This window comes from Bradyrhizobium sp. (assembly GCF_035652035.1).
Lineage (GTDB): Bacteria > Pseudomonadota > Alphaproteobacteria > Rhizobiales > Xanthobacteraceae > Bradyrhizobium.
In genome coordinates this window covers 19595-43041 of sequence record NZ_DASREO010000012.1, presented here as the reverse complement: position 1 = coordinate 43041, position 23447 = coordinate 19595, and the positions used below count along the sequence as shown (strand labels likewise).

The following is a 23447-nucleotide window of genomic DNA, read 5'->3' as shown; positions in this document are numbered from 1 at the left end:
CCTCGCAGCAACAGCCCAGAACCTTCGGAAACTAGCCAAGCTGATACCAATGCCGACGCCAAAGCCGGCCTGAGAGACGGCCGGCTTGCCGCGAATTTTGCCTACTTCGATCGCGAGCCGACTTCTTCAACACAATCGGTCACAATCGGCCATTTCCTAACGCGACGACCGCTTCGGACCGGTGACCGGACATGGCGGATGGTCTGGCGCTCATGGTGTGCGATACGAAGCTTCGGTCGAATAGATCAGCGCCTTCCGGAATGCTATACGAAGACCGTGCGATCCGAGGTCGTGAAAACGATGAGAGTTTCAGCTTTATCGATTGTCTTGGCGTTGTATGCCCTTCCAGGCTGCCTGATCGACGTTGCTTCCGCGACAGAAATTCGAGCTGCTGTCTCTGCAGTCCCCGCTGAGCTCTGTGGCGAGATGGTTCGTCACAAGACGCTGATTGAGGGAAAGCCGGTCAGTTGCAGTCGACTATCCCTCATCAGGTTCAGCTATTTCGGGTTTGACAACGCCGTCCATCCCGATGGTGAAATGGTTGTCCTCGATGCCGTCGCGCACCATGTCGCGGCCATTTTCGATTCGCTCCTCGATCGCCGTTTTCCGATCGCCAAGGTGCGCTTGATGAACACTTACGACGGTGACGACGATGCGGCTGACGTCGACAACAACACCTCGTCGTTTAATGACCGTGTCGTCGCCGGAACCAATACTCTGTCGCTGCACGCTTACGGTGCCGCCATCGACCTGAACCCCGTGCAAAATCCGTTCGTCAAGATGACGGGAGGAAAGCGCGAGGCGTCACCTGCGGAAGGCAAACCGTACCTTGACCGAACTGCCGTGAAGCCTGGCATGGCCGAGTCAGTCATTGATATCTTCGCAGACAATGGGTTTTCGATTTGGGGTGGCGATTGGCACGATCCAATCGACTATCAGCACTTTCAGCTCAGTCGGGCGCATGCCGAACAGTTGACCCGCGTTTCGGCTGCCGATGCCAAGGCCATTTTTGAGCGAGAAGTCGAACGCTATCGCCAGTGCAGGCGGTCGGGAAAAGGTCGCAAAGAATGTAGCACTGGTACCTGACCATCGTGGCCGGTGACCAGCAGCAGGTCATTGCGGCTTGCCAAGGGGCTCACACGCTCCCGGCATGCAAGGCCCGGGCGCAGGGCAGAAGTCGGGGGCTTGCTTGCGCGCAGCCGGCCACCGCGGGCCGCTAACCTGAAATTAACCATACCGACGTTCCATGGAGCAGTTGCGAATCGTCGTCCTGACGATCTCGATTTGCGCCAATCATGAGAGGTCGAGAGCGTGACCATCACGTCGGAACAGCAGGGCCAAACCAAGGTGGCGAGCAAGCCTGGCGGCGGGCCCGGTCACAAAAGAATTACAGCGCTTGCCATATTCGCGTTGGGCTTGAATGCCGCTGCTGCCGTCTATGCGTCGTCGCCTTCCGACTTTGCATTGTCGAATGTCAGTCGGCTGGCCCAACTGCTGCCTCACACGGAAGCGCCTGCGCAAGTGCCGCAAACCGTTGTCGCTACGCTGGACGATATCCGGTCGACCCAGAAACAACTTCTTGCCTCGCTGCAAGAGACCAGCTCTTCATTGCACCAAAACGCCGTCCTGCTCGAGCAAGGGTCATCTACGGTCGGGTTGCTTCGGCAGAGCATTACGGACGAACAAGCCGACGTGAAGAGCATTTCAGCTCAGATCGCGGACGAGCACGTCGACGTCAAGAAGATGAATAGTCTGCTGTCGACGCTCATAACGAAGGTGGATTTGCTGCAGAACTCCAGTGCACCGGCCGTGACATCGTCGATTCCCAAAAGCCAACCTCGCGCGCGTTTTGTGACGCACAAGAGATCGGTTCATGCGGTAAAGCCTGCCGGACCGATTTTGTTTGGAGAAGTTCCGCTGACTGTGGCGAGCCCAGGTCCTGTGTTCTGACTGTCCTAGTGTCCGCCACCGGCCGCGGCTCCGCCCTTCGGCTTGCCGGTGAGCAGGATGAAGATGCCGGCGATCACCAGCACCACGCCGACCACGGCGAAAGCGTCGCTGAAGCCCATCACCAGCGCCTGCTGCTTGACGGAGTTGCCTAGCGCGATGATCGCCTGCCGATGCGCGGTCGCGGGATCGGTCACGCCGTGCGCCAGAAAGAAGTTGGTCATCTGATCGATCCGGGCACGAACTTCCTCGCGGCCGAGGTGCACGGATTGGCCGATGATGTTGGAATGGAACTGCTCGCGCTTGGTGACGATGGTGGCGAGCAACGCGGTGCCGACGGCGCCGCCGAGGTTACGCATCATGTTTGAGATGCCGGAGGCGGCGGGCGCGTCCTGCGGCGCAACGCTGCCGAGCGAGAGCGCGCTGAGCGGTGCGAGCGTCAACGCCTGGCCGACCGCGCGGACGATGTTGGGCACGAACAGCTGGTCGCCGGCATAATCGAGCGACATCGTCGTGTTCATGAAGGCAGAGATCGCAAACAGGCCCATACCGGTAAAGGCGATGAAGCGGACGTCGAAACGCTGCATCAGCTTCGGCACCAGCGGAATCAGCAGGAGCTGCGGCAGACCGGTCCAGGCCAGAACCGAGCCGATCTGCTCGGCATTGTAATGCTGGACCTCGCCCAGATAGGCGGGCAGCAGATAGACCGTCCCGAACAGGGCAAAGCCGAGGAATGTGGCCGAGAGGGTGCCGAAGCCAAAGCTGCGCCGGGTCAGGAGGCGCAGACGGACCAACGGCTTCTCCACGAGGAGTTCGTTGGCAATGAACAGCGAAAGGCTGACGGCGGCAATCACCGCAAGCTTGACGATGAAGGGCGAGCCGAACCAGTCGTCCTTGTTGCCTTCCTCCAGCACGGCTTGCAGCGAGGCAAGCCCGACCGCCATCGTGGCGATGCCGAACCAGTCGCCTTCCGCCAACAGCTTGAGGTTCATCGGCTGGCGCTCCAGCGTGACATAGAGCGTCGTGACCATCACGACGGTCGGGATCACGTTGACGAAGAAGATGGTCTGCCAGCCGTAATTCTCGGTGAGATAGCCGCCGATGGTCGGGCCGATCGCGGGCGCAAAGGTCACCGCGAGCGAGAACATCGCGAGTCCGATCGGCTGCTGCGCCTTCGGCAGCTTGGTGAAGACCAGCGTGAAGGCCATCGGAATCAGAACGCCTCCGAAAAAGCCTTGAAAGCCGCGCATCGCGATCATCGAGGGCAGGTCGTGGGTGAAGGCGCAGGCGACGGAGAACGCTGCAAACAGCGTCGCAAATGAGAGGATGATGTTGCGATAGGAAAACATCCGGCTGAGATAATCGGTCAGCGGGATCACCACGATCTCGCCGATCAGGTAGGACGTCGAGATCCAGGAGCCGTTGTCGACGCCGGTGCCGATGCCGCCCTCGATATTGAGAAGCGAGGCATTGGTGATCTGGATGTTCAGGATCGCCATGAATGCGCCGATCATCGCGGCCATCACCGAGATCCAGACCGTGGCGCTGGCGCGGCTGGCGGATGCCGACGTCACAACGGCGGCTGTGACGCGGTGAGGAGTGGAGGAGGTCGAGAGTGCAAGGTCTGACATGGCATCACCTTTAATCTCTTCTTTAGCTTCATCACTCACGTCACTTTTGCGAAGCGAGCAGCGCCACGCTGGAGTGCGAGCCAAGCGGCGGTATGCTGACCGTCACCGGCTCGCGCTTGCGCGTCTGAATGGTCGGGATCACCGACATGCCGGGCCGGAGTTCGACGCTCGATGCATCCAGCGTGATCTTGACGGGGATGCGCTGCACGACCTTGGTGAAGTTGCCGGTCGCATTGTCCGGCGGCAGCAGCGCGAACTCCTGGCCGCTGGCGGGCGCAAGGCTGTCGACGTGGCCATGCACGGGCTTGCCCGGGAACATGTCGACATTGATGTCGACGGCCTGACCAGCCTGCACGTTGGTGAGCTGCGTCTCCTTGAAGTTCGCAATCACGTAGGCGCCGCTCGCCGGAACCAGCGACATCAATTGCGTTCCGGCCTGCACGTACTGGCCGGCGCGCAGCGTGCGGTTGCCGACCACGCCGTCGATCGGTGCGATGATCGTGGTGTAGGAGAGATTGAGCTCGGCCTGGTGCTGCAACGCATTGGCGCGCGAGGCGGCGGCGTTGGCTTGCAGGCTCTCGGCCTTGAGCAGCTCGACCTGCTTCAGCGCCGAGGCAAGGTTCGCCTTGTCGCGCTCGATCGCGGCCTGTGCGCTCGCATTGCGCGACTGCGCGGCCTGCGCATTCTGCACGCTGCCGTAGCCGGTCGCGGCGAGGTCGGTATAGCGCTTGTTCTCTTGCGTGGCGAAAGTCGCCGACGCCGTGTCGACGTCGAGCGTCGCCCGGGCTGCGTCGATAATCGCCTGCTGGACGTCGAGCTGGGCGCGCTTGCTGGAGATCGCGGCATCCGCTGCGGCGACATCGGCCTTGGCCTGGTCGAGCGCCACCTTGAAGTCGCGGTCGTCGATCCGCGCCAGCACCTGGCCCGCGGTCACGCGCTCGTTATCGCCGACCAGCACTTCATGCAGATAGCCCGAGACCTTCGGGGCGACGGTGGTGTTGTCAGCCTTCACATAGGCGTCATCGGTCGAGACCAGGAAACGGCCGACCGTCCAGTAATCATGGCCGTACCAGGATGCGCTGGCCAAAACGGCGACGGCGGCGCCCGCCATCAGAAGCCGGCGCAGCTTGTCCTTTCGGGCGGATGTCGTTGCTGGCGCTGGTGTTTCCGGCGCGGGCGAGGGCACGGCGACGAGCTTTTGGACGGTATCGGCCGGAAGCGCCTGTTCGGCCTCGAAGGCGGTGGAATGACGGGTCATGGCGATCCTCTTTGGCTTAACCCCTTGCCGTAAAAGCGGAAAACCACTTCCGCCCCCAGTGAGGTGAATTAGGAAACTTGACGTTTTCCAAAATAGCTGCCATATTGGGGCTGTCAATAGAATGACAGTCATCATCTAAAAGCATGGCTCGCCATGACGACGACAAAGACAAAGACCGAAGCAAAACGGGACGACCCGTGCGTGGAAGTGCGGCGCGGCCGCGGACGGCCGCAGGCGCGCTGCGACGAGGAAACGCGCGGCGTTATCTTCGAGGCGGCGCGACTCGAATTCGCCGCGAACGGCTATGCAGCGACCTCGATGGATGGCGTGGCACGGCGCGCCGGCATTTCCACCAAGACGCTCTACCGGCTAATCCCGAACAAGGCGGCGCTGTTCGAGGCGATGATCACGGACCGCATCGATACCTTTACGTCGGTGGTGCGCTTGCGGGCGTGCGACGGCAGCAACATCGAGAAAGCGTTGCGTGAGGCGCTGGTCGTCTGCGGTGAACTGATCCTCGATGGCGACGTGATCTCGCTTCAGCGCGTGATCATCGGCGACAGCGAGAAGTTTCCGGAAATAGCCGAGACCTTCTATCACAAGGCGATCCGGCGGACCGAGCGCACGCTTGCGAGCTGGCTGCAGACGCAGAACGAGCGCGGCCTGATCAGAATCGACAATGCGGAGACCGCGGCCGGCATGCTGCTCGGTATGCTGGTGTTCCAGCCGCAACGCGCGGTGATGTTCGGCCACGCGCCGACGCTGACCCATGAAGAGCTGGAGCAGCGCGCGCAGGCAGTTGCGGAGATGTTCCTGCGTGGATGCGCGGCCTAGCGCCCACTTTCCGAAGTTCGTGCTCCATCGCAGCACCCACCTTCACGAACTTCGGAAAGCCATGGGCTACTCACAAACTCATTGATTCTAGTACCGCTTGTCGATCTGAAGTCCCTGATCGAATTCGCCGCTTGCGGGGCAGGGACCTCAGATCGGCGGTACTAGGACGCCGAATCAGGCCTTTAGCATTGCCCGGATCTTGCTGCCGAGAGCGGACATCGCGAAAGGCTTGGCCAGAATCGCCATGCCCGGGTCCAGATCGCCGTCCTTGATCGCGGTGTTCTCGGCATAGCCGGTGATAAACAGCACTTTGAGATCGGGTCGCCGCAGGCGGGCAGCGTCCGCAATCTGCCGCCCGTTCATGCCGCCGGGCAGCCCGACATCCGTAATCAACAGATCGATGCGACGATCGGATTCGATGAACCTTGCTGCGGACGGACCGTCTGTTGCTTCGAGAATGTTGTAGGCGTTTTCAGCGAGGACTTCCGTCACCAGCATCCGGACTGTGGGATCGTCGTCGACGACGAGGACGGTTTCGCCAGAACCGCGGTCCATCGGTCCGCCGTGCGGCAGCGGTTCGTTTTCCAGCGCCCCGAAGTAACGGGGCAGGTAAATCCGCACGGCGGTCCCATGCGCGATCTCCGAGTCGATCCGGACCTGGCCGCCGGATTGCCGGACGAAGCCGTAGGTCATGGATAGCCCGAGGCCGGTGCCCTGACCGAGCGGCTTGGTGGTGAAGAACGGATCGAAGGCTCGCGCGATGACGTCCGGCGTCATGCCGGTGCCGGTATCGGTCACGGAAACCGACACATACTCGCCGGGCGGCACGTCGCGCTCGCGCGCGGCCGCATCGTTCAGCAATCGATTGGCGGTCTCGATCGCCAGCTTGCCGCCGTCCGGCATCGCATCGCGCGCGTTGATGCAAAGATTGAGCAGAGCGTTTTCGAGTTGCGGGATGTCGATTTTCGTCGGCCAGAGGTCGTCAGCACAGGTGACCGTGACCTCGATCGTCGGTCCCATGGTTTGACGGATCAGGTCATCGAGGCCGGCAATCAGGTGATTGATGTTTGCCGGCCTGGGATCGAGGGTCTGCTGGCGGGAAAACGCAAGAAGCCGGTGTGTCAGCGCCGCGGCGCGGTTGGCCGCATCCATGGCGGCTTTCACGAAGCGATCGATGTCATTCCATTTTCCTTTCGTGATCCGGCTCTGGATGCGATCGAGCGAGCCGCTGATGCCCTGAAGCAGGTTGTTGAAATCGTGCGCAAGGCCTCCGGTCAATTGACCGACGGCCTCCATCTTGTGCGCCTGCCTCAGTTTCTCTTCGGCTTCCCGCAACTGCCGCGTTCGCTCGTTGACGCGGCTTTCGAGCGCGGCGTTGATGTCGGTCAGCGCCGCCGATACCTCCTTCTGGTCCTGGATGTCGGTATTGGTGCCGACCCAGCGAATGATGCGGCCTTCGGTGTCGCGTATCGGGACCGCGCGCGCGAGATGCCAGCGCCAGGCGCCGTCGTGGCGCTTGAGACGGAATTCGGCCTCGTAAATCTCGCCGCTTGAGAGCGCGCTTTGCCAGCGTTGCTCCGCCTCCGGCAGATCCTCGGGGTGAACCATGGCGACCCAGCCGCCGCGATCGAGTTCACCGGGCTGCATGCCGCTATAGGCGTAAACCTGATCGTTGAACCAGTCGAGCTGACCGTCCGGTGGCGAGGTCCAGAAATGGTTCGGGATCGCCTGCGCGAACGAGCGAAACTGCACTTCGCTGGCGCGCAATTCGACCTCGGCCCGCACCGCGTCGGTCACGTCGGTGCCTTCGACGAAGATGCCCGTCACGCTGCCGGCGATGTTCTTGATCGGCTGATAGACGAAGTCGAGAATCCGGCTTTCCGGCTCGGCGCCGGGCACGCGCTGCAACGTCACAGCGATGGCTTTGCCCTCGTAGGGCTCGCCGGTCGAATAAACGCGATTCAAGAGATCGAAAAAGCCCTGACTGGTCACTTCAGGCAGTGCCTCGCGCAGCGGATGGCCGACCACGTCGCGATGGCCTATGAGTTGCTGATAGGCAGGATTGACGAAGCCGAAAACGTGATCGGGCCCTTCGAGAAGCGCCATGAAGCCCGGCGCCTGCCGGAAGAGCTGGGCGAGCCGTTCGCGTTCGCTCGTGATCTGTTGCTGGGCATGGACGCGCACCGTCGTCTCGCTGACGACACACAACACGCCTGCCACCTTGCCGTCGCCCTCCCGCACGGCGGAGTAGGACACGTCGAAGTAAACCGTCTCACCGACGCCATGGCGTTCGATGTAAAAGGGCCGGTCCCTGGCCGAAAAGGTCTGGCCGGTTTCGAGGACGCCGCGCAGCAGCGGCTCGAGATCGCCCCACAATTCGGACCAGTTTTCGCGCGCCGGCCGCCCGAGCGCGCGCGGATGCTTGCTGCCGATCGTCGGCGCATAAGCGTCATTATAAAGAGCAATAAAATCAGGCCCCCAAAACAGGACGATTTGCGCTTGTGCGGGCAGGATCAGTCCGACGGCCGCGCGAAGGGTAGGAGACCAGGTGCGAGGCGGCCCGAGAGGGCTCTTCTTCCAGTCATGCCGCAGGATCAGCTCGGCCATTTTCCCGCCGCCGGTCAGGAACGAAAGGTCGGCATCTGGAAAATGGTTCGACATCGGTCCGCACTTACTCCAGAAATCCTGCCCTAGAGCTCCGATTCCGAAGTTCGCAAGCCATTGCAGCGACCTCTGATGCGAACTTTCAGAATCAAAGGAGCTCTAGCGACCTATTGTTTCTAGTGCGGCTTTGAATTTGAAGTTCCTATGACCCACCTGCAGCGGCCCTGATAGGAACTTCGAATTTGCCGCACTAGTAGGACGCAGAGAGCTTGTTTGGGTTCCATTTGGTGGAACAGTGCCCTTCAAGAGAACGGCAGCACTTCTGCCCCGTCTCGGAAGCTGTCTGAAATTCTTGAGTTTTTCATAGCTCTTTTGATTTTTACGCGGATACTGGTCCGATGACTTCATTGAGACTTCTCGCTGACGATTTGACCGGGGCGCTCGATACGTCAGCCGAACTTGTCGGCAAGTTTGGCCCGCTGGAGGTATGCTGGTCTGCATCGTCGATTGCGCCCGGCAGCCCAAGTTTTGCGATCGATAGCGGCACGCGCGAGCTTTCATCCGACCAGGCCTTTGCCATCGTGCGTGATCTTGCGCCTCGCCTGGCCGACGCCAGCATCGCCTACAAGAAAATCGACAGCCTGCTTCGCGGTCCGTGGGTCGCCGAACTCGATGCGTGTCTTGGCACCGGCGCATGGGATGCGTGCATCGTTGCGCCTGCCTTCGTTCATCAGGGCCGGCGCACGATCAACGGCCAGCAATATGCGCGGGCAGCGGACGGCGGCTGGAGCGCCGTCGGCAAGAAGATCACCGAACAGCTCCGGGAGCGGAAACTGGACGCGCGGCAAGCCAACCCGTTCACCGCCCTTCAGGCGGGGATCAGCGTGTTCGATGCCGAATCCGACGGTGATCTGGATCGGGTCGTCGAGGTCGGGAGAAATTATCCTGGAAGAGTGTTGTGGTGCGGCAGCGGGGGCCTTGCGAGCGCGCTTGCGCGCGAAGCCGGCGTCTGGGTTTCCGATGAGTTGAAGGGCCCGGTGCTCGGTATTTTCGGCTCCGATCATCGCACGACGTCGCTTCAGCTCGCCGCGTGTGAACCGGTCGTGATCCGAAGCGCTGACATCGCGCTGGACATCGAGCGGATCAGACAGGCCCTGGACAAAGGTGTCGCCTTCGTCAAACTGGAAGGGTCGTCGGTCGCTTCGCGAGCCGACGTGACTGAACGCTTCGCCAGCGAAGTCGCTTTGCTGAGCCGGTCGATCGGGCCGCCGGGAAGTCTGATCGTCGCCGGCGGCGAAACCCTGAAAGCCCACGCAGTTGCGGTTGGAGCACGCGCGTTGCGGCTGCTTGGACGACTGGAGCCCGGCATTCCCAAATCGGTGATTGAGGGCGGCAACTGGTCAGGCGTCGAGGTCGTCTCGAAGTCCGGGGCCTTCGGCACAGCTGACGTCTTGCGGAAGCTTTTGAAACAAAACGGCTTGATCTAATTTGATTTTCGCGCGAGTGACTCGCGCGCCGGGGACAAGAGAACGTCAGGAACAAGAGAATAATGAGCAAACGACATCTGGCGATCACGATGGGCGATCCGGCCGGCATCGGACCGGAAATCATCGTCAAGTCCTGCGCGCGCTTGCGCGATCGCCTTGCGAGCGGCGACCTCAAGCTTCTGATCATTGGCAGCCGCCGCGCCTTCGATCAGGCGGCTCGTCAGCTTGGCGCCGATCTCGATGTGCCGACAGTTGCGGCTGACGATGCCGATTGGCCGAGCTTGAGCTTTCTGCAAGCTGACACCGAAAGCGAGCGCATCGCGCCCGGCGTCTTGTCCGCCGACGGCGGCCGCTTCGCCTACAAGGCGGTGGAGCAGGGGGTTCGCCTGTCTCTGGCCAAGCGCGTCGGTGGCATCGTGACCGCGCCGCTCAACAAGGAGGCGCTCAACAAAGCGGGCTATCATTATCCCGGTCATACCGAGATGCTGGCAGAACTGACCGGCGTTCGCGGCTCGGTGATGCTGCTCGCCCACGGCAACATGCGGGTCAGCCACGTCTCGACCCATGTCGCGCTTGCCGACGTTCCGGCGCGGTTGACGCCGCAGCGTTTGCGCCTCGTCATCGACCTCACGCACAAGGCGCTACTTGGTCTTGGCATCGCACGGCCGAAAATCGCAGTGGCCGCGCTCAACCCTCACGCCGGCGAGGGAGGGTTGTTCGGCCGCCAGGACATCGACGTATCGCAGCCGACGATCGCGCATGCCGTCGCTGATGGTCTTGATGTCGCAGGTCCCGTCCCCGGCGATACCGTGTTCGTCAAACTGCGCGCCGGCCAGTACGATGCAGTGGTGGCGATGTATCACGACCAGGGGCATATCCCGGTCAAGCTGCTCGGTTTCGAGGTCGATCCCAAGACCGGCAAGTGGCAGGAGCTTTCAGGCGTCAACATCACGCTCGGTTTGCCGATCATCCGCACCTCGGTCGATCACGGCACGGCCTTCGACATCGCCGGCAAGGGCATTGCCAACGAGCGCAGCATGATCGAAGCGATCGAATATGCCGAGCGTCTGTCAGACGGCGCAGCTTGAAACCTGTTCGCTAGTGCGGTCAGTCTTCAGCTTCGTCCTGACCCGTATTATCTTGCTTGGGGCCTTTGACGCGCGCGGCGACATTTCGCTTGTGCTCGATGCCGGCGCTTCCGGCGGACGGGCTTTCCCTGGCGGCAATTTTGCGCGCGAGTTCAGCTATTTGGCGAAGCAAGCCCGCCTCCTTCAAGGCCCGGATACGTCCGGGCCCCGGCGGCATATCGCGAGCAAGCTCGATCGCGCGATCCGCAGCGTCGTCAAAGCTCGTCTTTGTCCCGGAGTTCGTTTTTCGCAAGAGCGCCTCCCGAGGCCGCGACTGCGCCGAACTATTGAAGAAGCTCGTTGCGCAACTCGCCGATGCCTTCGATCGCGACGGTGATCACGTTGACCGGTCCCTTGATGCTGCCGACACCAAGCGAGGTCCCGCAGCAGATCAGGTCGCCGGGCGATAGCGTCATGTCGTGCGACAGCTTGCTCACCAGCGCCGTCGCACTGAAGATCATGTCCGATATCGGATAGGATTGGCGCTCGACGCCATCGAGCAAGGTCCGCACCACGAGCGACGACGGATCGATCCCGGTCGCGATGACCGGCCCGAACGGACAGAAGCCGTCAAAGCTCTTGGCGCGCGCCCACTGCGCGAAGGTCTTGTCCTTTGCGATGATATCGGCGGCCGTGACGTCGTTGACGCAGGTGTAGCCGAAGATATGAGCGCCGGCGTCTTCCGGCGTGACGTTGTGGCAGGTGCGCCCGATGACGATGCCGAGTTCGCCTTCGTAGACGATCTTGCCGTCATAGGACGCCGGTCGCGCAATTGCAGTTTCCGGCGACGTCACGGAGGAGGGCGCCTTCAACAGGTAAAGCGGCTCGGCCGGCTCGGGCACGGCGAGTTTTGCGGCCAGTGCGTGAAAATTGTTCCACAGCGCGATGACCTTGGAAGGACTGGCTGGCGAGAGCAGCTCGACCTCGCTGCGTGCGATCCCGCGGCCGGTCGCGCGCGGCATATCGAACAGATCGCCCACATGTTCGACAATGGTGTCCCCGTCAAGCGTTCCAAAGCCGATTTCGCCGCGACGGCGATAGCGTATCCAGTGTGTCATGCGTGGTCCTCGTCAGATTGAGAGTGTGTGGTCGCGAAGGCCAGGCCCGCGGCTTCGATGTTCTGATCGCGCAAGGAAAGCTCGGCCTTGCCGCCGAGAATGAAGGCCTTGCGGAGCGGCTTGACCAGGAAGATGGCGAGCATGGCAGCGATGGCGTTGAGGCACATGCCGGCGAAGAAAACCCAGTGCCAGCCGAAGCGGCTGGCCAGGACACTCGAAAGCGGAACGACAAGTGCCGCAACGCCCTTGGCGGTGTAGAGCATGCTCGCATTGGTCGTTGCGAATTTCGAACCGAAGGTGTCACCGCAGGTCGCAGGAAACAGGCTGTAGATTTCGCCGAATGCGCCGAAATGGACGGCGGTCGCGAGCACAAACACCACCGGATGGTGGCCCCAGTTGGCGAGCGTAAACAGCATCAACGCCGCGATCGTAAACGCGATGAACATCGTGTTCTCGCGGCCGATATTGTCGGAGACCCAGCCGAAGAACGGGCGACCGAATCCGTCGAAGGCGCGATCCAGCGAAATCGCAAAAGTCGACGCCGCCACCTGCAGGCCGAACAGCGAGACCGGCACTTCCGCGATCTCGAAATCATGCGCGATCGGCGCGATCTGGGCGGCGACCATCAGTCCGCCCGATGCCACGAGGACAAAGACGAGATAAAGCAGCCAGAAGATCGGCTGGCGCAGCACCTGTACCGGCGTGAAGTCCACCTTGCTGAGCAGCAGCTTCAGGTTTTTCCGCTGGATTGGAAGCTTGCCGACCGGGGCGCGCAAGAACAGCGCCAGCAGGAAGACGACGACGCCCTGCCCAATCCCGAAGGTCAGGAAAGTCGTCTCATAGCCGTGAGATCGGATCATCGCCGCGATCGGCACCACGGTGATTGCGGCACCGGCGCCAAAGCCCGCGGCCGTTGCGCCTGCCGCGAGACCACGGCGTCCGGGAAACCATTTCAGCGCATTGCCGACGCAAGTGCCGTAGACCGCTCCCGCGCCCATGCCGGCGATCACTGCGGCGAGGTAGAGCACGGCGATCGAACTTGCCGTCGCATTCAGGATCCAGGCAAGCGCGATCATCACGCCGCCGAACATCACGACCATCCGCGGCCCGTAACGATCAACGAACCATGCTTCGATCGGCACAAGCCAGGTTTCGGTGAGGACGAAGATCGTGAAGGCGAACTGGATTGCCGTGCGGCCCCAGTGATATTTGCCGTCGATAGGTTCGACGAACAGTGTCCAGCCGTATTGAAGATTGGCGATCATCGCCATGCAGACGATGCCGATGGTCAATTGAAGCCACGGAAAGATGCCTCCGTTGGCCAAGCCCTGCTGCTCCTTCGCCGCCATGTGTCCTCCAAGCGGGTGTGCTGTCCCGTCATGAAAATACTGGTATACAATATTCCAAAACGCAAGACGGCTATGCAAGACGGGCGTGGCGGCTCGTTGGTCGATGGTCAGGGAGGTCGCGAAGATAAAAGAAAAGCCTCGGCAAAACCGAGGCTTGAAAGTTCGGGAGGGAAAACCTGTGCGGCGCGATCTCAACGCGACCGCCAAACTCATACTGGTATAATAAATACCAGAACGCAAGCGCTTTTTTGACCCGAGGGGACCGACCGAAAAAACCGCTTTTCTTTCAAGGTCCTCGGCGGCATGAGGTCCGCTACGCCAAGCGGCGGTGGTGCGGTTCTAATGGGGGATTGCGGACGGCATTGCGCGGTTTGCCAGCATCGATATCGCGATCGGAATTCCGCCCAACGCTCGCCGACAGAGCCTGAAATATTCGCTGGCGCGACGACATTCGTCGAAGCGCGGCTGGTCTAAATCCCTCATTCGATTTCCAGATCGAAGAAAAATCCAACGCGTTGATATCGCGACGAATCTCTGTCGGCTTTCCGCATCGTGAGAAACAAATAGCGTTTTTGTTGTACGCGACATCAGCGCGAATGATGATCGGATCACGCCATGTGATCCGAGGGCCGATGATGCCGAAATTCGCCGCCAACCTGACGATGCTGTTTACCGAGCGCCCGTTTCTCGATCGCTTCGCGGCGGCAAAGGCCGCGGGTTTTTCCGGCGTCGAGTTTCTCTTTCCGTATGATTTCGAAAAGGCCGTGCTGCGCGAGAAACTTTCGCAATACGGTCTTACTCAGGTGCTGCACAATCTGCCGGCGGGCGACTGGGCCGCTGGTGAGCGCGGCATCGCCATCTTCCCGGGTCGCGTCGCCGAGTTTCGCGATGGCGTGAAGCGGGCGATTGACTATGCCAGGGCGCTGGAATGTCGCCAGCTCAATTGTCTTGCGGGTATCGCGCCGGCGGGTGCGAACGCCGCAGAGCTGCGCGATACGTTCGTCGAGAACCTGAGTTTCGCCGCGCATGCGCTCGCCGAGCACGCCATCCGCCTGTTGATCGAGCCGATCAACACGCGTGACATTCCAGGATTCTTCCTGTCGGGAACAGAGCAGGCGCGGCAGATCATCGCCGATGTCGGCTCCGATAATCTCTTCATTCAGTACGACATCTATCACATGCAGATCATGGAGGGTGACCTCGCCCCCACCATGAAGAAGCATCTCGAGCGGATCGCGCACATTCAGCTCGCCGACAATCCCGGCCGCAACGAGCCCGGCACCGGCGAGATCAATTTCGACTTCCTGTTCACCTACCTCGACGAGCTCGGCTACTCCGGGTGGATCGGCTGCGAATACAAGCCGAAGACCACCGCGAGCGAAGGGCTCGACTGGTGCGCCCCCTGGATGGCGCACGCCTGATTTCAAACGGAGATAGATCGCATGACCGACATCGGTTTCATCGGGCTCGGAATCATGGGTCGTCCCATGGCGGGTCATCTGCAGGCCGCGGGACATCGCCTGTTCCTGCACGACATCGCAAGTTTGCCGAAGGATCTCGTCGCGGCCGGCGCGGTGGCGTGCGACACGGCGAAGGAAGTCGCGCAGAAAGCCGAAATCGTCATCCTGATGGTGCCGGATACGCCGCATGTGGAAGCCGCATTGTTCGGCCGCAACGGCGTCGCGGAAGGCGTGTCGAAGGGCAAGATCGTCGTCGACATGAGTTCGATTTCGCCGCTCGCGACCAAGGAGTTTGCGAAGAGGATCAATGCGCTCGGAGCTGACTATCTCGACGCGCCGGTGTCCGGAGGCGAGGTCGGGGCCAAGGCCGCCTCGCTGACCATCATGGTTGGCGGCGCGCAGGCCGCTTTTGACAAGGTCAAGCCGCTGTTCGCGCTGATGGGCAAGAACGTCACGCTGGTCGGCGGCAACGGCGACGGCCAAACCACCAAGGTCGCCAACCAGATCATTGTGGCGCTGACCATCGAGGCGGTCGGCGAGGCGCTGCTGTTCGCCTCAAAAGCGGGCGCCGATCCCGTGCTGGTGCGGCAGGCGCTGATGGGCGGCTTCGCATCCTCGCGCATCCTCGAGGTGCATGGCGAGCGCATGGTGAAGCGCAATTTCGAGCCGGGTTTCCGGATCGAATTGCACCAGAAGGACCTCAACCTCGCGCTCGAAGGCGCCCGCGCGCTCGGGATATCGCTGCCGTCCACTGCCACAGCGCAACAGCTTTTCAACGCCTGCGCCGCCCATGGCGGCAAGGCCTGGGATCATTCCGCGATGGTGAAGGCGCTGGAATTGTCAGCGGGTCACGAGATCGCGCGGCGATAATTATCGAGGGCGGCGTCATGACCATCGATCATCGTCGCTTTCTGCGGGACCTGCTTCAGGCGGCCATCGATGCCGCTGCGCCCGCGCGATGCGTGCCGCCGAACCTGCCGGAGCGGCCGAAGGGCCGCACGATCGTGGTCGGCGCGGGCAAGGCTGCCGCCGCGATGGCCGCCGCCGTCGAAGCGCATTGGGACGGACCGCTCGAAGGACTGGTCGTGACTCGTTACGGTCATGGAGCCGCGTGCCGTCAGATCGAGGTGGTCGAGGCGTCGCATCCGGATCCTGACCGGGCCGGCGATCGCGCAGCGCGACGAATCCTTTCGCTGGTGTCGGACCTCACAAAAGACGATCTTGTCCTTGTGCTGCTGTCGGGCGGCGGCTCGGCGCTCTTGACGTCGCCGATCGCGGACGTCGCGTTCGATGACCTCGTCGAACTCAATGCCAAACTATTGCGCTCGGGTGCAACGATCAGCGAGATCAACTGCGTCCGCAGGCACGTCAACGCGCTCGCCGGCGGCCGTCTCGCCGCCGCCTGTTATCCGGCCAAGGTCGTCAGCCTTTTGATTTCGGACGTTCCCGGCGACAATCCGGCCGACATTGCCTCCGGTCCGACCGTCGCCGATCCGACGACATGCGCGGACGCGATGGCCGTTCTCGAACGCTTCGACATTCCGGTTGCGCCGCCAATTCACACGCTACTGGTGTCCGGTCACCGCGAGAGCATCAAGCCGGGCGATCCGCGCCTTGCCGGCGTCGAGACCCGCATCATCGCCGCCCCGCGCAAATCGCTTCAGGCCGCGGCAGAAGTCGCGCGCGCGGCGAACATCACGCCGCGTCTGCTCTCTGATCGCCTCGAAGGCGAGGCGCGCCATGTCGGCACCGCGCTCGCAGGCATCGCGCGCAACATCGCCGACCACGCCGAGCCGATGGTGCCGCCTTGCGTGCTGTTGTCAGGCGGCGAGACCACGGTGACGGTGCGCGGCGAAGGACGCGGCGGCCGCAACAGCGAGTTCCTGCTGGCATTTGGCATCGCGCTCGAAAGTCATCCGCATATCTCGGCGATCGCGGGCGACACTGACGGGATCGACGGGATCGAAGAGATCGCAGGCGCCATCTGGCTGCCGGACAGCGAGGCGAGGGCGCGGCAGATGGGAATGAATGCAAAGTCGAGCCTGGTGCGCAATGACGCCCATTCCTTTTTCGAAAGCCTTGGCGACGGCGTCGTGACCGGCCCGACCATGACCAACGTCAACGACTTCCGGGCCATCCTGATCGTTTGAGTCCTCTTTCCGGCGGAACACACCATGCATCGGCAGCGCAAAGCAAAGATTGTCGCAACCGTCGGTCCGAGCAGCGCCGCGCCTGATGTGCTCGAAAAGCTGTTTCTCGCCGGCGTCGACGTGTTCCGCATGAACTTCAGCCACGGCGAGCGCGCCGACCACGTCGCGGTGCATCGCGCCTTGCGCGCGCTCGAGCGCAAGCACGGACGACCAATCGCGCTGCTTCAGGATCTGCAAGGTCCGAAGATTCGTCTCGGGCGCATTCCCGGTGGCGAGCGGCGCGTCGCTGCCGGCGATATCGTTTCGTTTGCCGCCGGCGAGACAGCCAGTGACCGTCACATTCCGCTGCCGCACACGGAGATCTTCGAGGCGGCGTCCGCCGGCCACGGCCTTCTGATCGACGACGGCCGTATTCGGCTGCGGATCGAGGATGTCAGCGGCGACCGGATGACCGCGCGCGCGCTGAACGGAGGGGTGCTGCGCGACCGCAAGGGCGTCAATCTGCCGGACAGCGTCCTTGCGATCTCGCCGATCACGGAGAAGGACCGCCGCGACCTCGAACTAGGCCTCGATCTCGGGGTCGACTGGGTCGCCATGTCCTTCGTGCAGTCCGCCGCCGATATCACGGCCGCGCGAGACTTGATCGGCGGACGCGCCGCGCTGATGGCCAAGATCGAGAAGCCTGCCGCGCTGGCGCAGATTGCGGGCATCGTAGCGGCCGCCGACGGCATCATGGTCGCGCGCGGCGATCTCGGGGTCGAAATTCCCTGCGAGGAAGTGCCGGGCTGGCAGAAGCAGATCGTCCAGCAATGCCGCGCGGCCATGAAGCCCGTGATCGTTGCGACCCAGATGCTCGAATCCATGGTGTCGTCGCCGACGCCGACCCGCGCCGAAGCGTCCGATGTCGCGACCGCCGTCTATGACGGCGCTGACGCCGTGATGTTATCGGCTGAATCTGCTGTCGGAGGTTATCCCGTGGAGTCCGTCGAGGTGATGGACCGGATCATCCGCAGAACGGAAGCCCACAGGCTCTATCGATCGTTCGTGAACGCGATCGACATCGGCATCGACGCGATCCCGTCCGAAGTGGTTTCGAAGAGTGCCGCCGACGTCGCTGACCAACTCGACCATGCGGTGATAGCCGCCTTCACCTATAGCGGTGCAACGGCCGCGCGCATCGCGCGTTGGCGTCCGGCTGCGCCGATCATCGCGCTGACCCCGCGCGACGAAATCGCCCGGCGCTTGAATGTATTGTGGGGGACCCACAGTGTCTTTTCCCGGGACGTCGCGAGCTACGAGGAAATGATCGCCCGCGCCAGCGAGACAGCCGCAAGCGAGGGGATCGCCCCGGATGGAACGCAGCTCATTATCGTCGGCGGCATTCCGTTCGGTGAGGCCGGCACCACGAACAATTTGCGGATCGCGAGAATCTCGCAACCCGTGATCTGCGCGGATGCGCCGGCCTATGGTGCGTTCGAAATCTAGTGTGGCGGTTCAGAAGTCTGCATCATTGTTGCCGCGGGTACCGCCATGCGGACTTCTGAACCAAAACCACACTAGACCAATAAACTAGCTAACGTTCTTTCGATTCCGAAGTTCGAAACGTGGCTCCGAAAAATGCTACGAACTTCGGAATCGGGACACTAGCCGTCCATTGCCGTGTGGTGCGGGCGGTTCACTGCGAAACCGGCGAATGATATTTCTTTAGTGCAGTCTCGACCAGTTTGTTGTCGTAGGTCAGGCTGAAGTCGATCTTGGCGTGCTTGAGCACGGGATCAAGCACCGCAATCGAGTCGAGCACGTTCTGCGCGGCGTCCTGCGTCACCAGGCCGTCCCACTGGAACGCCGACAGGTTTCGCTGCAGCGACGCCCGGTAAAGTGCCTCGTCGGCCTTGTAATAAGAGGGCGGCAGCGACTTCATGATGTCGTCGATCGAGGCCGTCTTCAACCACTGCATGGCATGGACGATCGCGTTGGTGATTGCCTGCGCCGTGTTCGGATTGGCTTTCAGGAAATCAGTCTTCACCATCAGGCAGTCGGCAAGGTAACCACCACCGAAGGCTTGCTGCGTGCCTTCCGCCGTCCGGCTGTCGGTGAGGACGACCGCGTCGCCGCCATCGACCAGCGCGTTGATCGCGGGATCGAGATTGACCAGTGCGTCGAGTTCTCCGCCCGTCTTCATCGCCGCGACGGCGCTCGGACCCGTCCCGATCGAAACGTAGCTTGCGTCCTTCCAGGAGACGCCGGCGCGTTCCATCAGCCCGGCGACGAAGTTGTGGGTCGAGGAGCCCGGCGCGGAGATGCCGATCTTCCTGCCCTTGAGGTCGGCAACGGCCTTGATCTTGTCGGCTTCAGACTTGCGCACCACCAGCACGTTGCCGGGATAGCGGCCGTAAGGCACGAGGCAGGTAATGTTGACGCCCTTGGTCTGCATGCGCAGCGTATGCTCATAGGCGCCTTCCGCGACATCGGCGCTGCCGCCGACGAGACTTTGCAACGCCGCCGTACCCGACGCGAAGGCGTTGGACTCGATGGTCAGGCCTTCCTGCTCGAAATATTTTCGGTTCAACGCGACGAAGTAGGCGACCTTGTTCATCTGGCTGATCGAGCCGCCGACCGCGATGGTGAGGCTCTTTTTTTCGAGCGCCGGATTATCCGCAGCTGGCGCGCCGCTTGCGGCCAGCACCACCAGGGCGGCAGCCGAAATTGCCAAAGCATGCTTCATTGTTTCGTTTCCTCCCACGCCGTCTTTTTGGGCGCATTCTTGATTTTTTGAATTGAGGCTGTCCCTAGGACATTAGTCGATCCTGCCTGTTAGAAATATCGCAACCGTTCAAAGTGGTTCGTTCTTCAAAATATCCTGCAGCACGTTGCGGGGGACGCGGATGTCGAGGCCCGCGCGCTCTTCCTGGATCAGCATCGCCGAGCGCGAGTCGCGCTTGCCCCAGCCCTTGTTGAGGGCTTCCGTCATCTCGGCGAGTGTCATGTTGGCAAAGCGCATCGGCACGCCGATCTCGCGCCCCAGAGCGGTGGCGAGCGCCACGTCCTTGTGCGCGAGCTCCAGAGCAAAGGCCGGGGTGTCGAATTCGTGCGGCAGGAATTGATCGGCCATGCGATCGACTGCACGCTGGCGTCCGAGTGAGCCTTGGCGGATCGCGCTCCACAGCGCCAAAGGATCGGCTCCGGCTTTCACTCCCATCGTGAAGGCCTCAGCCAGAACCATCTGGATGCCGTAATTGGCGCAATTGTGCACGAGCTTGGCGACCGAGGCATTGCCGCTTTCGCCGAGATAGCGCACCTGATCGCCCAGCAGATCGAGGATTGGCTTGCATCGATCGTAGGCCGTCCTCTCGCCGCCGACCCAGATCGCGAGTTTTCGCGACGCCGCGCCCTTTGGCCCGCCGCTGACCGGCGCGTCAAGCATGGAGACGCCGATTTTTGCGAGATCGGCTGAAAGCTCGCGCACCAGCGCCGGCGAGTTCGTCGAGCAGTCGATGTAAGTGGTTCCGGTCTTGAAGCCGGCGCGCAGGCCGTCCTCGCCGGCCATGATCGCTTCGATCTCGGGCGGACCGGGCAGCACGGTGACAACGATGTCTGAGTTTGCCGCCAGATTCTTCGGCGTCTCCGCCCAGATCGCGCCTTTCGCGATCGCCGCGGCCGCCGACTCGCGACGGCGCGTCAGGACATGAAGCGTGTGGCCGGCGTCGATGAGATGACCGGCCATCGGGCCTCCCATTGCGCCCAGTCCGGCAAAGCCGATTTTCATCGCTTACTCCTTTGGCGGATCGTCGAGCCGCACCACAATGCCCTCAAGCTCGGGGCGCGGGGCCTTGTAGCGCTTCATGACAAGCGGATCATGACCTGGAATGATGTGCTGGGGCGAGGGCGCGGCTGCGCGCAGCTTGTCGAAGCCTTCCAGCATCTGGCCGATATGGAAAGCGGTCACGTACGGCTTGTGCTCGTCCATGTTCTCGTAGAAGTGCGTGACGTCGGAGGCGAGAACGACCCAGCCCCGTTTGGTGTGCACCCGCACGAACTGGAGTCCTGCGGAATGGCCGGGGGCAGGGTGGACGGTGATCCCCGGCGACAGCTCGGCAGAGCCTTCGTAGAAATTGACGCGGCCGGCATAATTGGCGCGGACAATGCCAACGACGTCGTCGACCTCGTAGGAATGCCGCAACTTCTTGTATTTCATGTAGCGGCCGACCGCATAATGCAGCTCGGTTTCCTGCAAGTGAAAGGTCGCTGCGGGCAGTTTTTCGAAGCTGCCGACATGGTCGTAATGCAGATGGGTGAGAATGACGTCGGCGATTTTTGTCGGATCAAGGCCAATCAGCTTCAACGACTCGATCGGGCAGCGCAGATAGTCGCGCTTGCGCTTTGCGGCGACCTCGGCGGTGAAGCCGGTGTCGATCACATAGCTCCGATCCGGCCCGATCGCGGCCCACACATAATAGTCGAGCGGCATCGGCCCGTCGTGTGGATCGCCGCCAATGAAATTCTCCGATCGCTTTGCGGCGCGGGTGGCGTAACGGATGGCATAGACTTCATAAACGGGAAGGGCGGACATGAGTTAACTCGTCGAGGTGCGGGAAAGGTGACGCCGGAATGTTTCGGCATATTCCGCAATGCCTTTCTCAAGCGGCCATTGCGGTGACCAGTTCAGAAGGCGTTTGGCGGCGGCGTTGTCGAGCGAAGTGCGCATCTTGACGTTCTGCTCTTCCAGCGGCGTCAATTCGTCGCCGATCTCGATGTCGGCGCCCGGAATCGTGTCGCGCACGATGCTGGCGACTTCTGCGGCAGTTCGTGCGTTGCCGTTCGCGACGTTGATCACACGCTGCTCGCCGGCCTTCCATGGCGGTGCGTTGAGGGCGGCGACGATGCCGCCGGCACAATCGAGGACATGGGTATAGTCGCGTTTCATGCGCCCGCCGGTCGCAAAGCGCGTTGGCTTGCCAAGCACGGAATTCTCGACCATCGGCTTGACGTACATCGGGAAGCGCATGCCAAAGCCGTAGATCGCTGTGACGCGAATGGCCAGGAAATCGAGATCCTGGAAGTTTGCGTAAGCGAGGCCGATCGCTTCGCCGACCATCTTGGATGTGCCGTAATGACCGGCCGGGTTGGCGTCGCGGATCGAAAACGCAGGATCCGTTTCGACGAGTGTGGCGCCGGAGCCCTTGTGATAGGCGGCATTGCTGGACACGAAGACGACGCGCCGCATTTCGAGTTGCCGCGCGACCTCGCAGACATTGACGAGGCCCATGACGTTGGTCTGATAGGTCGCGATCGGTTGCTCGAGTGACAGTTCGAGGCCGACCATTCCAGCCGAGTGAATGATGGCTTCGATCTTTTCAGCACGACAAACCGCAAACAGCCGCGCGATGTCGCTGATCTGGCCGGAACGAAAGCGCACCGCAGTGTCGGGCGAAACTGCCAGCGTCTCCGCCGACGGCGGCGCAACGTCGTAGGCGAAAGCGTCGTGCCCCTGTCGGAGGAGCGCAGCCATGATGTAGCCGCCCAGGAATCCCGCGCCCCCTGTGACCAACACGTTCATCGGTTTTGCCCTTTCGCGGGTTCAGTGCGCGGCGTTCCGTTCGGCCAGCATAACGCTCATCAGCGCGACCGCATGTTCGCTCATCTGCTTAGAATGCACCTCGGCTTGCTCGCGGCCGAACTTGCGAAGCAGGCTCATCGACTTCGGGTCGAAAGCGGCCATCTGACCCGCGACTTCGAGGGCGCGTTTCAGCGCGCCGCCGGCCGGAACAATGTCGGTGAGGATGCCGGCCTCCAGCGCTTCGTCAGCCGAAATCTGCCGGCTGGTGACAGCAAGCTCGAACGCGCGCTTGTAGGGCACGAAGCGAAACAGATAGGTGAAGACGATCAGCGGCGGCAGCCCGTGCGACATTTCCGGCAACGAAAACACCGCGCTGTCAGCCGCGACGGCGTAATCGACCTGCGCGGTCATGCCGAAGCCAAATCCGAAGGCTTTGCCTTCTATCGCCGCGATGACCGGAGCGCTCAAGGCATTCAGCGCCGTATTCACCTTCACAATGGCATTGAGATCCTCGGCGACTTCGGAGGCGCGCGTCAGGCCCTTGGCGCCGATCCGTCCGCCACAAAACATGCCGTTGCGGCCGGTGATCACGAGCGCCCGCAACTCCTTGTCGGAGGCGCATGTCGTCAGCGTTGCGGCCAGATCGAGAATATCCTGGGTGTAGAGGAAATTGCCGGCATCATGGCCTGCCAGGGTGATAACGGAAACGCCCTTTCCCCGGGCACTGATCTCGATCGCCATGATGGCATTCTCCCTTTTGGCTTTTGATTGGGCTCTTTGGCGAGCCGGAAAGAAAGGACTGTGTAACAGCCTCTCAATCCGTTTGTCACGCTACCTCAAGGTTGCGGCCTTCACATCTGGCTTCCCGCATTGATGTGACGGCCCCGGTTCTTCTGCATGACAGGCATCGTGAAGCGCATCGGCGCCGTCGCTTTACGGTCTCGGACCGTCATTATAAAATAATGGAAATAACGAAATCGAGGCC

The 23447-nt window shown here is 61.9% G+C and carries 19 protein-coding genes; 9 read left to right on the top strand and 10 right to left on the bottom strand.

Features of this window, described 5'->3' with window-relative positions; all coding sequences use genetic code 11:
- The first annotated feature begins 198 nt into the window (after positions 1-198).
- On the top strand, positions 199-1086 hold the full coding sequence (locus VFB05_RS03695) for a M15 family metallopeptidase (RefSeq protein WP_422652934.1): 888 nt from the start codon (positions 199-201) through the stop codon (positions 1084-1086).
- Positions 1087-1311: 225 nt separating this feature from the next.
- Positions 1312-1950, top strand: coding sequence for a hypothetical protein (locus VFB05_RS03690; RefSeq protein ID WP_325008910.1), 639 nt, complete (start codon positions 1312-1314; stop codon positions 1948-1950).
- 5 nt (positions 1951-1955) lie between these two features.
- On the opposite strand, the gene VFB05_RS03685 is transcribed toward VFB05_RS03690, so the two are convergent.
- Both VFB05_RS03685 and VFB05_RS03680 read right to left on the bottom strand, forming a co-directional pair.
- Positions 1956-3578, bottom strand: coding sequence for a DHA2 family efflux MFS transporter permease subunit (locus VFB05_RS03685; protein WP_414643142.1), 1623 nt, complete (start codon positions 3576-3578; stop codon positions 1956-1958).
- A 40-nt stretch (positions 3579-3618) separates the two neighbouring features.
- Positions 3619-4836, bottom strand: a complete 1218-nt coding sequence (locus VFB05_RS03680; protein ID WP_325008908.1) for an HlyD family secretion protein — start codon at positions 4834-4836, stop codon at positions 3619-3621.
- 153 nt (positions 4837-4989) lie between these two features.
- Between VFB05_RS03680 and VFB05_RS03675 the strand changes: the two genes are divergently transcribed.
- Entirely contained in the window at positions 4990-5670 is a 681-nt protein-coding gene (locus VFB05_RS03675; RefSeq protein ID WP_325008906.1) for a TetR/AcrR family transcriptional regulator, read from the top strand.
- Positions 5671-5844: 174 nt separating this feature from the next.
- Here VFB05_RS03675 and VFB05_RS03670 read toward each other — a convergent pair whose 3' ends face one another.
- Positions 5845-8331: a PAS domain-containing protein gene (locus tag VFB05_RS03670; RefSeq protein ID WP_325008904.1), complete on the bottom strand. Its 2487-nt coding sequence runs from the start codon at positions 8329-8331 to the stop codon at positions 5845-5847.
- 341 nt (positions 8332-8672) lie between these two features.
- Here VFB05_RS03670 and VFB05_RS03665 point away from each other — a divergent pair, with 341 nt between their 5' ends.
- Positions 8673-9761, top strand: coding sequence for a four-carbon acid sugar kinase family protein (locus VFB05_RS03665; RefSeq protein WP_325008902.1), 1089 nt, complete (start codon positions 8673-8675; stop codon positions 9759-9761).
- 62 nt (positions 9762-9823) lie between these two features.
- Complete coding sequence (gene pdxA / locus VFB05_RS03660) at positions 9824-10849, top strand: 4-hydroxythreonine-4-phosphate dehydrogenase PdxA (RefSeq protein ID WP_325008900.1); 1026 nt, start codon at positions 9824-9826, stop codon at positions 10847-10849.
- Positions 10850-11172: 323 nt separating this feature from the next.
- Here pdxA and VFB05_RS03655 read toward each other — a convergent pair whose 3' ends face one another.
- Complete coding sequence (locus tag VFB05_RS03655; RefSeq protein WP_325008898.1) at positions 11173-11946, bottom strand: fumarylacetoacetate hydrolase family protein; 774 nt, start codon at positions 11944-11946, stop codon at positions 11173-11175.
- Positions 11943-13295 (bottom strand): oxalate/formate MFS antiporter, encoded by a 1353-nt coding sequence (gene oxlT / locus VFB05_RS03650; RefSeq protein ID WP_325008896.1) that lies wholly within the window; start codon positions 13293-13295, stop codon positions 11943-11945. The genes VFB05_RS03655 and oxlT overlap by 4 nt, the downstream gene beginning before the upstream one ends.
- Before the next feature lie 635 nt (positions 13296-13930).
- Here oxlT and hyi point away from each other — a divergent pair.
- The 4 genes from hyi to pyk are packed head-to-tail and all read left to right on the top strand — an operon-like array spanning position 13931 to position 18390.
- Entirely contained in the window at positions 13931-14716 is a 786-nt protein-coding gene (gene hyi, locus VFB05_RS03645) for a hydroxypyruvate isomerase (RefSeq protein WP_325008894.1), read from the top strand.
- A gap of 21 nt (positions 14717-14737) precedes the next feature.
- Entirely contained in the window at positions 14738-15625 is an 888-nt protein-coding gene (gene glxR, locus VFB05_RS03640; RefSeq protein ID WP_325008892.1) for a 2-hydroxy-3-oxopropionate reductase, read from the top strand.
- Between the two features lie 17 nt (positions 15626-15642).
- A complete protein-coding gene (locus tag VFB05_RS03635; RefSeq protein WP_325008890.1) occupies positions 15643-16905 on the top strand; it encodes a glycerate kinase in 1263 nt (420 codons plus the stop codon).
- Positions 16906-16929: 24 nt separating this feature from the next.
- Entirely contained in the window at positions 16930-18390 is a 1461-nt protein-coding gene (gene pyk / locus VFB05_RS03630) for a pyruvate kinase (protein WP_325008888.1), read from the top strand.
- 190 nt (positions 18391-18580) lie between these two features.
- Here pyk and VFB05_RS03625 read toward each other — a convergent pair whose 3' ends face one another.
- From VFB05_RS03625 to VFB05_RS03605, 5 genes are all read right to left on the bottom strand, one after another.
- Positions 18581-19630 (bottom strand): ABC transporter substrate-binding protein, encoded by a 1050-nt coding sequence (locus VFB05_RS03625; protein WP_325008886.1) that lies wholly within the window; start codon positions 19628-19630, stop codon positions 18581-18583.
- Positions 19631-19738: 108 nt separating this feature from the next.
- On the bottom strand, positions 19739-20671 hold the full coding sequence (locus tag VFB05_RS03620; RefSeq protein ID WP_325008883.1) for an NAD(P)-dependent oxidoreductase: 933 nt from the start codon (positions 20669-20671) through the stop codon (positions 19739-19741).
- A gap of 3 nt (positions 20672-20674) precedes the next feature.
- A complete protein-coding gene (locus VFB05_RS03615) occupies positions 20675-21475 on the bottom strand; it encodes an N-acyl homoserine lactonase family protein (protein ID WP_325008881.1) in 801 nt (266 codons plus the stop codon).
- Positions 21476-21478: 3 nt separating this feature from the next.
- Positions 21479-22462 carry an NAD(P)-dependent oxidoreductase gene (locus VFB05_RS03610; RefSeq protein ID WP_325008879.1) on the bottom strand — a complete coding sequence of 328 codons (984 nt, stop codon included), beginning with the start codon at positions 22460-22462 and terminating at the stop codon, positions 21479-21481.
- A gap of 21 nt (positions 22463-22483) precedes the next feature.
- On the bottom strand, positions 22484-23203 hold the full coding sequence (locus VFB05_RS03605; protein WP_325008877.1) for an enoyl-CoA hydratase/isomerase family protein: 720 nt from the start codon (positions 23201-23203) through the stop codon (positions 22484-22486).
- Positions 23204-23447 lie beyond the last annotated feature (244 nt).

Excerpts from the sequence above, each read along its gene's own strand:
- VFB05_RS03665 (WP_325008902.1), top strand. The coding sequence starts at position 8,673 with ATGACTTCATTGAGACTTCTCGCTGACGATTTGACCGGGGCGCTCGAT.
- pyk (WP_325008888.1), top strand. The coding sequence starts at position 16,930 with ATGCATCGGCAGCGCAAAGCAAAGATTGTCGCAACCGTCGGTCCGAGC.
- pdxA (WP_325008900.1), top strand. The coding sequence starts at position 9,824 with ATGAGCAAACGACATCTGGCGATCACGATGGGCGATCCGGCCGGCATC.
- hyi (WP_325008894.1), top strand. The coding sequence starts at position 13,931 with ATGCCGAAATTCGCCGCCAACCTGACGATGCTGTTTACCGAGCGCCCG.
- VFB05_RS03655 (WP_325008898.1), bottom strand. The coding sequence starts at position 11,946 with ATGACACACTGGATACGCTATCGCCGTCGCGGCGAAATCGGCTTTGGA.
- VFB05_RS03610 (WP_325008879.1), bottom strand. The coding sequence starts at position 22,462 with ATGAACGTGTTGGTCACAGGGGGCGCGGGATTCCTGGGCGGCTACATC.
- VFB05_RS03670 (WP_325008904.1), bottom strand. The coding sequence starts at position 8,331 with ATGTCGAACCATTTTCCAGATGCCGACCTTTCGTTCCTGACCGGCGGC.
- VFB05_RS03685 (WP_414643142.1), bottom strand. The coding sequence starts at position 3,578 with ATGTCAGACCTTGCACTCTCGACCTCCTCCACTCCTCACCGCGTCACA.
- oxlT (WP_325008896.1), bottom strand. The coding sequence starts at position 13,295 with ATGGCGGCGAAGGAGCAGCAGGGCTTGGCCAACGGAGGCATCTTTCCG.
- VFB05_RS03625 (WP_325008886.1), bottom strand. The coding sequence starts at position 19,630 with ATGAAGCATGCTTTGGCAATTTCGGCTGCCGCCCTGGTGGTGCTGGCC.
- VFB05_RS03695 (WP_422652934.1), top strand. The coding sequence starts at position 199 with ATGGTCTGGCGCTCATGGTGTGCGATACGAAGCTTCGGTCGAATAGAT.
- VFB05_RS03620 (WP_325008883.1), bottom strand. The coding sequence starts at position 20,671 with ATGAAAATCGGCTTTGCCGGACTGGGCGCAATGGGAGGCCCGATGGCC.
- VFB05_RS03615 (WP_325008881.1), bottom strand. The coding sequence starts at position 21,475 with ATGTCCGCCCTTCCCGTTTATGAAGTCTATGCCATCCGTTACGCCACC.
- VFB05_RS03680 (WP_325008908.1), bottom strand. The coding sequence starts at position 4,836 with ATGACCCGTCATTCCACCGCCTTCGAGGCCGAACAGGCGCTTCCGGCC.
- glxR (WP_325008892.1), top strand. The coding sequence starts at position 14,738 with ATGACCGACATCGGTTTCATCGGGCTCGGAATCATGGGTCGTCCCATG.
- VFB05_RS03605 (WP_325008877.1), bottom strand. The coding sequence starts at position 23,203 with ATGGCGATCGAGATCAGTGCCCGGGGAAAGGGCGTTTCCGTTATCACC.
- VFB05_RS03675 (WP_325008906.1), top strand. The coding sequence starts at position 4,990 with ATGACGACGACAAAGACAAAGACCGAAGCAAAACGGGACGACCCGTGC.
- VFB05_RS03635 (WP_325008890.1), top strand. The coding sequence starts at position 15,643 with ATGACCATCGATCATCGTCGCTTTCTGCGGGACCTGCTTCAGGCGGCC.